Annotated in this window: 7 protein-coding genes and 18 tRNA genes; 23 read left to right on the forward strand and 2 right to left on the reverse strand. The window is 57.7% G+C overall.

Going from position 1 to position 10,553, the window contains the following annotated elements; genetic code table 11:
* Positions 1–14 precede the first annotated feature (14 nt).
* From HY298_09260 to HY298_09295, 8 genes are all read left to right on the forward strand, one after another.
* Positions 15–88 (forward strand) — tRNA-Ile (locus HY298_09260).
* Positions 89–120: 32 nt separating this feature from the next.
* Positions 121–567, forward strand: a complete 447-nt coding sequence (locus HY298_09265; GenBank protein MBI3850456.1) for a hypothetical protein — start codon at positions 121–123, stop codon at positions 565–567.
* Positions 568–813: 246 nt separating this feature from the next.
* Positions 814–889, forward strand: a tRNA-Phe gene (locus HY298_09270).
* Positions 890–932: 43 nt separating this feature from the next.
* The gene (locus HY298_09275; protein ID MBI3850457.1) at positions 933–2,099 is read left to right on the forward strand and encodes an RNA ligase RtcB family protein; all 1,167 of its coding nucleotides are present in this window, start codon (positions 933–935) and stop codon (positions 2,097–2,099) included.
* Between the two features lie 178 nt (positions 2,100–2,277).
* A tRNA-Arg gene (locus HY298_09280) sits at positions 2,278–2,355 on the forward strand.
* Between the two features lie 125 nt (positions 2,356–2,480).
* Positions 2,481–2,556: transfer RNA gene (locus HY298_09285), tRNA-His, on the forward strand.
* Between the two features lie 56 nt (positions 2,557–2,612).
* A tRNA-Val gene (locus tag HY298_09290) sits at positions 2,613–2,685 on the forward strand.
* A gap of 185 nt (positions 2,686–2,870) precedes the next feature.
* A tRNA-OTHER gene (locus HY298_09295) sits at positions 2,871–2,936 on the forward strand.
* A gap of 89 nt (positions 2,937–3,025) precedes the next feature.
* Here HY298_09295 and HY298_09300 read toward each other — a convergent pair.
* Together HY298_09300 and HY298_09305 are read right to left on the reverse strand one after the other, a co-directional pair.
* Positions 3,026–3,733 carry a type II secretion system protein gene (locus tag HY298_09300; GenBank protein ID MBI3850458.1) on the reverse strand — a complete coding sequence of 236 codons (708 nt, stop codon included), beginning with the start codon at positions 3,731–3,733 and terminating at the stop codon, positions 3,026–3,028.
* A 13-nt stretch (positions 3,734–3,746) separates the two neighbouring features.
* Positions 3,747–4,811: a sigma-70 family RNA polymerase sigma factor gene (locus HY298_09305; GenBank protein MBI3850459.1), complete on the reverse strand. Its 1,065-nt coding sequence runs from the start codon at positions 4,809–4,811 to the stop codon at positions 3,747–3,749.
* A gap of 373 nt (positions 4,812–5,184) precedes the next feature.
* Between HY298_09305 and HY298_09310 the strand changes: the two genes are divergently transcribed.
* From HY298_09310 to HY298_09380, 15 genes are all read left to right on the forward strand, one after another.
* Positions 5,185–6,831: a TROVE domain-containing protein gene (locus HY298_09310; GenBank protein MBI3850460.1), complete on the forward strand. Its 1,647-nt coding sequence runs from the start codon at positions 5,185–5,187 to the stop codon at positions 6,829–6,831.
* Positions 6,832–6,905: 74 nt separating this feature from the next.
* A tRNA-Cys gene (locus HY298_09315) sits at positions 6,906–6,980 on the forward strand.
* A gap of 348 nt (positions 6,981–7,328) precedes the next feature.
* Positions 7,329–7,404: transfer RNA gene (locus HY298_09320), tRNA-Arg, on the forward strand.
* A gap of 6 nt (positions 7,405–7,410) precedes the next feature.
* Positions 7,411–7,494: transfer RNA gene (locus HY298_09325), tRNA-Leu, on the forward strand.
* 88 nt (positions 7,495–7,582) lie between these two features.
* Positions 7,583–7,666: transfer RNA gene (locus HY298_09330), tRNA-Leu, on the forward strand.
* A 253-nt stretch (positions 7,667–7,919) separates the two neighbouring features.
* The gene (locus tag HY298_09335) at positions 7,920–8,669 is read left to right on the forward strand and encodes a hypothetical protein (GenBank protein ID MBI3850461.1); all 750 of its coding nucleotides are present in this window, start codon (positions 7,920–7,922) and stop codon (positions 8,667–8,669) included.
* A 103-nt stretch (positions 8,670–8,772) separates the two neighbouring features.
* Positions 8,773–8,847: transfer RNA gene (locus HY298_09340), tRNA-Gly, on the forward strand.
* A gap of 6 nt (positions 8,848–8,853) precedes the next feature.
* A tRNA-Val gene (locus HY298_09345) sits at positions 8,854–8,928 on the forward strand.
* A gap of 4 nt (positions 8,929–8,932) precedes the next feature.
* Positions 8,933–9,008 (forward strand) — tRNA-Val (locus HY298_09350).
* A 5-nt stretch (positions 9,009–9,013) separates the two neighbouring features.
* Positions 9,014–9,091 (forward strand) — tRNA-Glu (locus HY298_09355).
* A gap of 7 nt (positions 9,092–9,098) precedes the next feature.
* Positions 9,099–9,182: transfer RNA gene (locus HY298_09360), tRNA-Leu, on the forward strand.
* Positions 9,183–9,464: 282 nt separating this feature from the next.
* A tRNA-Leu gene (locus HY298_09365) sits at positions 9,465–9,548 on the forward strand.
* Positions 9,549–9,555: 7 nt separating this feature from the next.
* A tRNA-Lys gene (locus HY298_09370) sits at positions 9,556–9,632 on the forward strand.
* Positions 9,633–9,638: 6 nt separating this feature from the next.
* Positions 9,639–9,713 (forward strand) — tRNA-Gln (locus HY298_09375).
* 218 nt (positions 9,714–9,931) lie between these two features.
* A complete protein-coding gene (locus HY298_09380) occupies positions 9,932–10,516 on the forward strand; it encodes an HNH endonuclease (GenBank protein MBI3850462.1) in 585 nt (194 codons plus the stop codon).
* Positions 10,517–10,553 lie beyond the last annotated feature (37 nt).

Raw genomic sequence — 10,553 nt, forward strand, 5'->3', positions numbered from 1 at the left:
CACCAATCGCCATCCGTCCTGTAGCTCAATAGCAGAGCGCCCGGTTGATAACCGGAAGACCGCGGAGCATTACCACGCGGGACGACCACTTTTTATCTCAATCTTAACGAAAGGACTCACATGAAAATCGCCAAGGCACTCAAACTGAAAAACCAACTGGCCGGCGAGGTCGGCCAGTTGAAGGAATTGCTCGCCAAGCAGAATTCCCGTTCCACCAAGCAAAAGTTCGACTACGACAACCGCGAAGTTTTGACGCGCTTGCGCGCCAAGCTCGACGAGTTGGTCAAGGTCAAGGCCGCCGTGGCGGCTGCCAACGCGGAAATCTACGAAAAAATTTTCCGCCTGGCCGAATTGAAGGGCCTCGTCACCACGTTGACCGGCCTCGATACCAAGGCCGGCGTGTTCCACGAGGGCCGCGGTTTTGGTGAGGCTGCTTACGAAGTCGAGTACGTCGCCCAGCTTGGCAAGGTGGACGTGGACAAGGTGGTTACCGAGTTGAACGCTGAAATCCAGTCGCTGCAAGACGCACTGGACGAGTTCAACTTCACCCGCAGCGTGAATCTCTGACTCCGCTGGCGGTTTGATTCAGGTGCGCGGTGGTGGCGGAAAGCCGTCGGCGAGACTGCTGTCAAAACCAGGATGCTGCAAACATCCCTGATTGGACTGATAATCCAATGACCCGCTGATGTTGATGCCGAGTTGTCAAACTGCATCGGTTAGCCGGTTCAAGCCTCAAGCCGCAGCCCGCAAGGCTCAAGCTTCTTAGACAGCGATTCGCGGTGGTCAACCCAAGCTGCCGCGCACCGTGGTTTTCACTGGATGGTGTAGTCAGTCTGCACGCTGGTCTGAAAAGCCGGAGGTGTCGGCGCAATCCCGACTCCAGTGGCCAACTTCCAAAAACCCAACCCGCTTTGGCGGGCCCAAAAGGAACCATGAACACACTGACTGAAACTCAGGTGCGCCTTTTCGCCTCGTCCAAAAGCTGGATCGAAGGCGAAGCGGTGCGCCAGCTCTATGCCACCGCAAAGCTTGATGGCGTCCGCCACGCGGTTGGCTTCCCCGATTTGCATCCGGGCAAAGGCACGCCCGTCGGCGCAGCCTTCGTGACCGAAGGCGTGATCTATCCGCACCTCATCGGCGGCGACATCGGCTGCGGAATGGCGTTGTTCAAGACGGATCTCGTTCGGCGCGATGTGAAACTCGATCGCTGGGCCAAGTTGCAGTTCAACCTCGAACACCAGTGGGATCAGTTCGTCAGCGATTTCCTCGCTGAACACGATCTTGAATCCACGGGGTTCGATTCGGCGCTCGGCACCATCGGGGGCGGCAATCACTTCGCCGAGTTGCAGGCCGTCGAGAAGGTTCTCGACGCCGACGAGTTCAAGAAACTCGACCTCGGCAAGCAACAGCTTGTCGTGCTCGTTCACAGCGGCTCGCGATGCTTGGGAGAATCCATCCTGCGCGCTCATGTGGATCAGCACTTTGGCGAAGGCGTGGAAGCGGATTCGTTTGCTGCGGAGGAATATCTCCGTGGACACGACATCGCCGTGCGCTGGGCCAAGGCCAACCGCGAACTCATCGCGCGCCGCTTCGTTGCGACGCTCGGTGCGGAAGCGGAATGCCTCTGGGATGGTTGCCACAACAGCATCACGCCCTCACCCCCAGCCCCTCTCCCATCGGATGGGAGAGGGTGGCCGTCAGGCCGGGTGAGGGAATGGATTCACCGCAAAGGCGCAGTTGCAGCCGACGATGACTTCGTTGTCATCCCTGGTTCACGCGGCTCGTTGAGCTATCTCGTGAAGCCGATTGGTGATGGCGAAAGCCACGCCTGGTCGTTGGCACACGGTGCAGGTCGCAAGTGGGCGCGGAGCGATGCTCGCCAGCGCATGCGCGAACGCTTCAGCGTTGCTGAACTCGCCCAGACCGGCCTCGGCGGCCGTGTGGTCTGCGAAGATCGCGACCTGCTCTACGAGGAAGCACCAGCCGCCTACAAAAACATTGAGGCAGTGGTTCAAGACCTCGTTGATGCCGGACTCGTGGCCGTCATCGCGACGTTGCGACCGCTCCTCACCTACAAGACGCGCAAGCCTCGACGCTAGCCCGTCCACATCGCCACGGAGGAAATGAGTCCACGGAGTAAACGTCTGCCGAGAGCAGCGACTCTGTGTTCTCATCCTCTGCGGCAACCATTTTCTGTCCGTGAATGCAAAGCAGATCGAGCAGCCGGTCTTTCAAGCCGGGCCTAATCGGTGCGAGTCCGATCACGGATGCCATTTTGCTCTCAAGGTGTAATTAGTTCTGCACGCCGGTTTGCGAAGCCGGAAGCTCGTGGTGCAAATCCACGTGAGAGCACCATTTTCAAAGCCCCTGTGCCTTCAGCAGCAACAGGGCGAGTTTCGTAAACTCGTATTCGTCGGTGCGAGTCCGACCAGGGGATCCAGCCTTCGCTCTCCGAGCTTCGGCTCGGCGGGCCATTTCATCAGGGTCGTGATGTAACAGTTAGCATCTCCGCCTGTGACGCGGACTGTGCGTGTGCGAATCCCGTCGCCCTGACCATTTCATTTTCGATGGGCCGCTCGTTGTGGATTATCGCACGCAAAACGAAACCGAACGCGGATGTAGTTCAACTGCGATAGAACGCCCGGACGAGTTCGGGAAATGCAGGTTCGAGACCTGCCTTCCGGTTTCTAAGCCACAGCACTTTTTGTCCATCGAGTCTTTCCGACGGGCCGTTGAGTTTGGATTATCGGTGAAGCGGGAAACCGCGAGCGCGTTCAAACCGCGCACCATCGGGCAACCGATGGATTCCCATCTCGCCTCTTGTCCGTCGTTCCTTTTGGGATGGGCCGCTGTGCTTCGGTTATCGAACTGGTAGCTCAACTGCGTCAGAGCATCTCGTGAAAACGAGAAAATGCGGGTTCGATTCCCGTCCAGAAGCATCGAGGCCGCCTCTTGTTCATCCTTCAGCATTCGACGGGTCTCTGGATCGGGTTATCGCCCGTAACGCTCGTGGTTGCCGAAGATTCTAATTACCGCTCCAGCGGTAGTCATATCCAAGAGGCGGGTCGTAGTGGAGGGCTAGCCCGGAACGATTGTCATCCCAGTAAATTCTGATATAGCTGACGTGACCATCAACAAAGCTGACCATGTTCATTGCGTTATCGAACCTTGCATTCTCGTGGGAGAGCGGACGTTTCGGTTGATGCCATGACCAGGGAATGTAAGCAGACCCTTCCGCAACTAAAACGGTTTTGGCTGGCTCGCGAATGGAACTCAACGTCAGCCCTGAAATTCCGGGGCCGGCGTTCGCCATCGCATTTGCCCCATTGAACGCATAACTGCTGTTATCAGAAATCGACTGCTCCCACAGGCCGTGTGGCACGTAACGGGCAATCGACATCACCTCGTCGTAGTAAAAGCGGTCAGATGGACAGGCAAAAATCTTAACGTTGTGTCCGACGTAGCTTTTCATCAGCCGTTTGTAGGCAACCAAGCTGAACGTCGTATCGTTCGGAGTCGAGTGGCTGGGTGTAGCATCGCCAGAATCATCGGCATACATCTGCAGGCCAAGGTTGATCTGCCTCAAATTATTCGCGCAGGCAATGCGCTTCGCTTTGGCTTTGGCAGTGCCTATGCCAGAGAGGAGCAAACCAGCCAAGAGGCTGATAATCCCAACGACCACCAGCAACTCAATCAGCGTGAAAGCACGGATTGGTATATCTTGTGCGCGCATCGAACGTGGCCCGCTATTGATCGGAGCGTTTTAGGTCACCTAACTTGCGCCCATCGCGGACCAGCGCGAATTGTGTCGCACGGCCCAACGCGTCCCGGACGAACGTCAATTCTGTCAGCGAGTTGTGGTCGTGACTCGCGAATTTGTCCACGGATTTAGGATAAGCAACGAAAGCAGGATTGCCGTCGATGTTGACGGCCAGCCCGTTGGCTCGCTTCTTGATCTCGATCTTGTGGTCGATCATTTCAAATTGCCCGACGTAATTGTCGAGATCAGCCGCGACGCTTTCACTGGACTTCGATCCCTTCGTTATTTTCGAAGACACCAGAACAGCGCTGGTGCCGCAAAGGAGAATGACGACAGTGGTGGCGATGGTCTTTTGCAGAGTGGTCATGACGATGGCTTTGGTTGTGGTTGCAGTTGCAGTGGTGGCAATTGTGTTTCCGAGAGCGGCGGCGGTGGTGATTGCGGCGCTCAATCCAACCGGTGCGGCTTGGGCAGCATTGGCTGAAATCATCACCACGAGGCTGCTCGCGCCAATGGTGACGCCGCGTCTTGTGAAGAATTCGCGCAAGCGATCCACGGCGCGGCTGACGCGCTTTTGGGCGGCATCTTCGCTGGCGCCGAAGAATTGGCCGACTTCGCGCAGGGATTTGTTCTCGAAATAGCGAAGAAGGAGGGCTGCGCGATCACTTTCTTCGAGAGAGTGCATCCCTTCGTCGAGCAGCGGTTCGATCTCATTCCAGGCGGTGGTGTTGGCGTCCATGTCATTCATTTCCAAGGCGGTTTGCTCGCGCACTTGGCGGCGAATCTCGCCGCGCACCAAATTCACGGAAATTCGATGCGTCACCTTGTAAAGCCAGGCCGCAAGGATCGTGTCTGTCGAGAGGTGATTGGCCTGACACGCAAGTTCGAGGAAAACGCATTGGGCGACTTCCTCCGCGAGTTGTGGTGAGCGAACCTGACGCAGAGCCGCGCCATACACAATGTTGACGTGCCGCCGAACGATTTCGGCGAAAGCATCGTCAGTCCTCTCTCGTGCGTAGGAATCGAGCAATTCCAAGTCGCTGCGGCTCATATTCAATTGTATATCACCGCCAACCTTCGGAATCCGCCAAATTTTGTTTGGAAATGAGTTGGGGGCGCAATTCCTCCCGTCGACGGTCTGGGCGACGGCGTAAAGCGGGGGAAACCGTGCTTCGCCAATTGGTCCAGCTCAATTCGTTCTCGAAGGCTGTCCAACGTGTCGCGTTCGGCTGCTGTCATCGTGGGCAACCATACATCGTAGTCACCTTCGCATCACGACACTGTTCTTTCTGCGGGCCGAAGAACATGGGTTATCACTGCAAATGATAGCCGTAAGGCATTCCCACGTTCACCAACTTGTCCGCAGTGCAATCAAACACATCGTGCCGGGAGTTGGCGGCGCACATAACGAAAGGGAGGCCAGCATGGCTATTAACTACGCAAAGCTCTTCAACCGACGCGTCACGCCGCAGTCGCTGCCGATTCCGGGTTCGACGCAGGTCGCAAACTCGGCTGGCGGCTACTCCTGGCCGGTGGATGACTGGACGCGGTTCGACCGCTTCCTGATCCTCGGCGCGGAAGGGGGCACGTATTACATCGGCGAACGCGAACTGGTGAAGCAGAACCACGACGCACTCGTCCGCTGCATCAAGGCCGACGGTGTTCGCGCCGTGAACCGCATCGTTGAAATCAGCGACAGCGGCCGCGCGCCGAAGAATGATCCGGCCATCTTCGCCCTGGCGTTGGTGGCCGCTCACGGCAATGCCGAAGCCAAGGCGCTGGCCTTCCAGAACCTCGGCAAGGTCTGCCGCATCGGCACGCACCTGTTCCACTTCGCCGAGTATGTGAATGCTCTGCGTGGTTGGGGGCGCGGTCTGCGCAACGCTGTGGGTCGTTGGTATGTCAGCCGCGAAGCTGACGCACTGGCAGTTCAGGCCGTGAAGTATCAGCAGCGCGATGGCTGGTCGCACAGCGACCTGCTCCGCCTCGCCCACCCGAAGGCGCCAAGCCGTGAACACGAAGCGGTTTTCCGCTGGATGCTCACCGGCGCGGACTTGCTCGGCGAGCGCGAGGTCAACCGCAAGGTTCGCGGTGAAAACCGCATGGCGAAGTATGCCGCAGTTGGCGAACTGCCGAAGTTCATCGAAGCCTTCGAGCAGGCGAAGAAGGCAACGAGCAAGGACGAGATCGTCAAGCTGATCACCGAGCATGATCTGCCGCGCGAAGCAATCCCGACGCAGTGGCTCAACGAAGTCGCAGTGTGGGAAGCGTTGCTCCAACGCATGCCGACGACGGCGATGATTCGCAACCTCGGCAAGATGACCAGCATCGGTCTCGTGCAACCGTTCAGCGATGCGGCCAAGTTGATTGTCCGCAAGCTGGGCGACGAGGCGGTGCTCAAGCGCGCCCGCATCCACCCGTTGGCGGTGTTGATCGCCGAAAAGGTGTATGCGCAGGGCAAGGGTGAGAAAGGTTCGCTCACCTGGAAGCCCGTGGCGAAGATCGTAGATGCGCTGGACGAAGCGTTCTACGCCACGTTCCAAAACGTCGAGCCGTGCGGCAAGCCGGTGCTCCTGGCACTTGACGTCAGCGGTTCGATGGGTGGCGGCTCGGTGGCAGGTTCGTGCCTGACCCCGCGCGAAGCCAGTGCGGCGATGGCGTTGGTGACGGCAGCTACCGAAGCGGAATACCACATCATGGGATTCTCGAATCGGTTCATCCCGCTGAACATCTCGCCGCGCATGCGCCTGGACGACGTGGTGAAGCGCATCAGCGACCTGCCGTTCGAGGCGACGGACTGTGCCCAGCCGATGATCTGGGCTGGCGAAAATGAGCAAAACGTGTCGGCGTTCATCACCTACACGGACAGCGAAACGTGGGCGGGCAAGATTCATCCCACGCAGGCGCTGCGTCAGTATCGCAGCGAGTTCGTCAGTGATGCGAAGGCGGTCGTTGTGGGCATGACCTCCAACGGCTTCACCGTCGCCGACCCGAACGACCGCGGCATGCTCGACGTGGTGGGCTTCGACACGACGGCACCCGCCGTGATCGTGGACTTTGTCCGCAATTAGCGGACGGTTCAAGGACGCCAAGAGGCGAACAACGCGGACGGAGGCGAAAGCCTCCGTCCGCACTTCAATTTCACATCCCGTTGGCCGAACAGCCCAGGCAGTGGTCTGCAAAACCACGTATGCGAGTGCGATTCTCGCACGGGATTCCAATTTTTCGGGCATAGGTGTTGAGAGACACACGCCGGTCTTCCAAACCGGAGTAGAGGGCGCGCTACCCTCATGCCCGTCCATTTCCCAAGTGAATCGGGTGTGTCGGCAGAGACCCCGCAAGGTCGAAGGTGCTTGCGCACCGCCACCAAGCCGGAGACCCGATTCGGTGCGCTTGGGAGTCTTTTTTCCGCGACGCGAAAACCCGGTGCCGGTCAGCACTTCACAGATCTGACTGCGGTGGTTCAACTCCGCCTTCGTGTCGCCTTCGGGTTGCAAACTTTGACAGTGAAGTCCCGGCTCTTAACCGGCGAGAACTCGGTGCGAATCCGAGGCAACCCACCATTTCCGCATCCGTGGTGAAATTATGATCATCCTCCGCTTCGAACGGAGAGTTTGCAGGTGGGAGTCCTGCCGGATGCACCAATTTACGGGCATGTGGTTTAACCCGAATAGCAGAGGGTCCAGACTCAGAATCTGGCAGCCTTGGGGGTGCAATTCCCTTCAAGCCCACCATCTCACGGCGACTGGCTTCAGCGGGAATAGCAGACCCCGGCGACTTAAAATCGCCGAGCCTTCCGGGTGCAAGTCCCGGGTCGCCGACCGGCGTGTGGTTAAACGGGAACAGCAGACCGGTTCGACTCAAGATCGAACAGTCTTGGGAGTGCAAGTCTCCCCACGCCGACCATTCTGGAATGTCAACTGGCCAAGCAAGCCGGGCCTGTTTGCTAAACAGTGCGTGCCTTCGGGCAAGTGGTGCAAGTCCACGGCATTCCGCCATTCATGCGCGCGTAGCTCAAAGAGAGCCGGCGGCTTTATACCCCGCATCGCACTAGATCAGTGCCGGGATCCGGAGCGTTACCGGACGCGCGTACCATTTTGCACGGCTTCCCGCTTTTTTCCTCGCTTGCCCAGTATGGTGGGCAAATCATTGGAGGCGCATGATTACTTACAAAGCTGAGATCATCGAGAAAATCGAGAACCGTCCTGGCACCTGGAATAGCATTCGAGTCGGCGTATTTCGATGTGAAGCCGAAAGTAAAGAGCAGGTGGGGCATTACGTGCGAAATTATCCCAATCTCTTCCGCACCTTTTGTCATTTCAGGAAAAACGACAAAGACTATGCCTTGTACGCCTCGGACTATACCGCGTCTCGGATCATGGAACTTCCATCGTGCAGGGACATAGGAGGCGAAGATCCTCATGGTGCTGGTTTTTGCCCTGTCGATTTTTTTGTTCCCCGTTATATCGAACGTGAATCGATCGGTCTGGATGACAAGAAGCATCGATATAGAGTAAATGAGCCCTCTGCGGACGATTTGATCGCTTGCACAACTAAGTTTACCCCGCTCGATGAGAAAACCGGCAAACGAATCACCGTCGAGAAACCATCGTATCCAGTCGCTCCATTGATGTATTACCCGTTTGGTTTCGTGGCGGGTTGCATTTGGGGCGACGATAGTTCGTGGAAGATTCAATATCTCGATATGTCCAAAGCTGAAACGGGCGTCCTGAAGCGCGACGATCGGTTTGGATACATAGCGTTGCCCGATTCCATCCCCTTAAGTCAGGCAATTGATGTTGCGGATTATCAATGCAACGAGGGTGAGGAATGGGCGAATCAAATTACCATTGCGATTCAAAAACGATTCGATTTGCGGACAGGAAAACCCGTGGATGAACTGGCTTAGTTTCCCGTTCTGATAAGTTCTCATCCCCATAGCTCAAAACACAGAGCGGTCGCGTCCTAAGCGCCAGGTTGTCGGTGAAAGTCCGGCTGGGGACACCAGTTTCGCGGGTGTGGTTCAACAGCTAGAACGCGGCCTTGCCAAGGCCAAGACGACGGTGCGACTCCGTTCACCCGCTCCAATATCTGGGGGCGTAGCTCATCAGCAGAGCGCTCGTTTGACATGCGAGAGGCAAAGAGGGCAGCACTCTTCGCTCCCACCATTTCGAGGGCATAGCTCAGTCACCAGAGCGGATGCGTCACATGCATCAGGTCGAAGGCGCGAATCCTTCTGCCCTCACCATTTCTGTCCCTGTGGTGTAGTCCAGTCAACATGCCTGCCTCTCATGCAGGAGATCACCGGAGCAAAGCCGGTCAGGGACGCCAATTTCAACGGCGCGTGGTTCACGGGGAACAGCAGACCCACCTGACTCAGAATCAGGCAGCCTTGGACGTGCAAGTCGTCTCGCGCCGACCATTTTCAACGCCCTCAAAGCATTGTCAGCGATGCATTCGCTCGGTAAGCGAATCAACTCGGTGCAATTCCGAGTGAGGGCTCCATTTCGCAGCCGAGCCAGCGCTCAGGTGAGTTTCATAAGCTCGCCGTGTCCGGGGCAGCACCGGAGACTGCGACCATTTCCGCCTCCACGCAGCAGCCTGCGGATTTCTTTTGTAAAGAAATCCTGTCGGGGCAGCATCCGCCGTCGCTCGATGAGCTATGGCGGGACAGGCCGACTGGAGGATCCAATTTCACATTTTCGGGCGAGTGGTTCAGAGGGAATAGAAGACCCCGCAGATCGAGAGTCTGCGAGCCTTGGAGGTGCAAGTCCTCTCTCGCCCACCAGTTTCACGGAGTCGAAGCCACAGCAGACCGGCACCGGACTTTTAATCCGGTATGGTGAGGTTGCAACTACCTCCGGCTCCACCAATTCATTGCCGGGTCGTCTAATCAGTAGGACATCGCCCTTTGAAGGCGACTGTGGTGGTGCGAATCCATCCCCGGCAGCCAATCAATGCCCGTTAGCTCAAAATCAGAGCGGCAGTCTTACAAACCGCGGACGCTGGAGAGTTACCAGCACGGGCTACCAATTGCCGCTGAGTGTGGAAGTCTGCACACCTGTCTCTGAAACAGGGAGAGCTGGAGCATTACCAGCAGCGGCAGCCAATTCCATTTCAATGAAGAACAAACACCTCACGCGCGGAGCAGTCACGGTGTGCAAACATTTTATGAGCGACATACTGAACAAGACAATTGTGCTGGTGCTCAACCGCAACTGGCAGGCGATCAACATTCGTTCGCCGCAGGAGGCGTTCTGCATGATGGCCACCAACGTGGCCACGGCGCTCGATATCGAGAGCGAGAGCCACATCCGTCCCGTGACGTGGGACGAATGGCTCACGCTGCCCGTGCGCGTGCAGGACTACGCCGTGCGTACCGCACATCGTGCGATCCGCGTGCCGACAGTCATCGTGGCGGTGAACTTTGCCAAGGTGCCGAAGAAGCGTCCGAAGCTCTGTTCCAAGACGATTCGTGAGCGCGACGGCAATCGCTGCCAATACACGGGCAAGTTGCTGAAGCCGGACGAAGGCAGCCTGGACCACGTCCTGCCGCGCTCGCGCGGGGGCAAGGACGAGTGGGAAAACCTCGTGTGGTCGAGCAAGGAAGTGAACGCCTGCAAGGGCAACCGTCTGCCGCACGAGGCTAGGTTGAAGCTGCTCACCGCCCCGCGCGCGCCGAAGGAACTGCCGGTGACGGCGCTCCTCCGCAACCCCCACGGCGTCGCCGAGTGGAAGTTGTTTCTGAGCGAATGAAGCAAACCGAAGCCCGGAACGGACGAAAGAAAAGCCC

The organism is Verrucomicrobiota bacterium, assembly GCA_016200005.1.
Taxonomy (GTDB): domain Bacteria; phylum Verrucomicrobiota; class Verrucomicrobiia; order Limisphaerales; family PALSA-1396; genus PALSA-1396.

Coding starts and splice junctions, on each gene's coding strand:
- HY298_09335 (MBI3850461.1), top strand. CDS start 7,920: ATGATTACTTACAAAGCTGAGATCATCGAGAAAATCGAGAACCGTCCT.
- HY298_09380 (MBI3850462.1), top strand. CDS start 9,932: ATGAGCGACATACTGAACAAGACAATTGTGCTGGTGCTCAACCGCAAC.
- HY298_09300 (MBI3850458.1), bottom strand. CDS start 3,733: ATGCGCGCACAAGATATACCAATCCGTGCTTTCACGCTGATTGAGTTG.
- HY298_09275 (MBI3850457.1), top strand. CDS start 933: ATGAACACACTGACTGAAACTCAGGTGCGCCTTTTCGCCTCGTCCAAA.
- HY298_09265 (MBI3850456.1), top strand. CDS start 121: ATGAAAATCGCCAAGGCACTCAAACTGAAAAACCAACTGGCCGGCGAG.
- HY298_09305 (MBI3850459.1), bottom strand. CDS start 4,811: ATGAGCCGCAGCGACTTGGAATTGCTCGATTCCTACGCACGAGAGAGG.
- HY298_09310 (MBI3850460.1), top strand. CDS start 5,185: ATGGCTATTAACTACGCAAAGCTCTTCAACCGACGCGTCACGCCGCAG.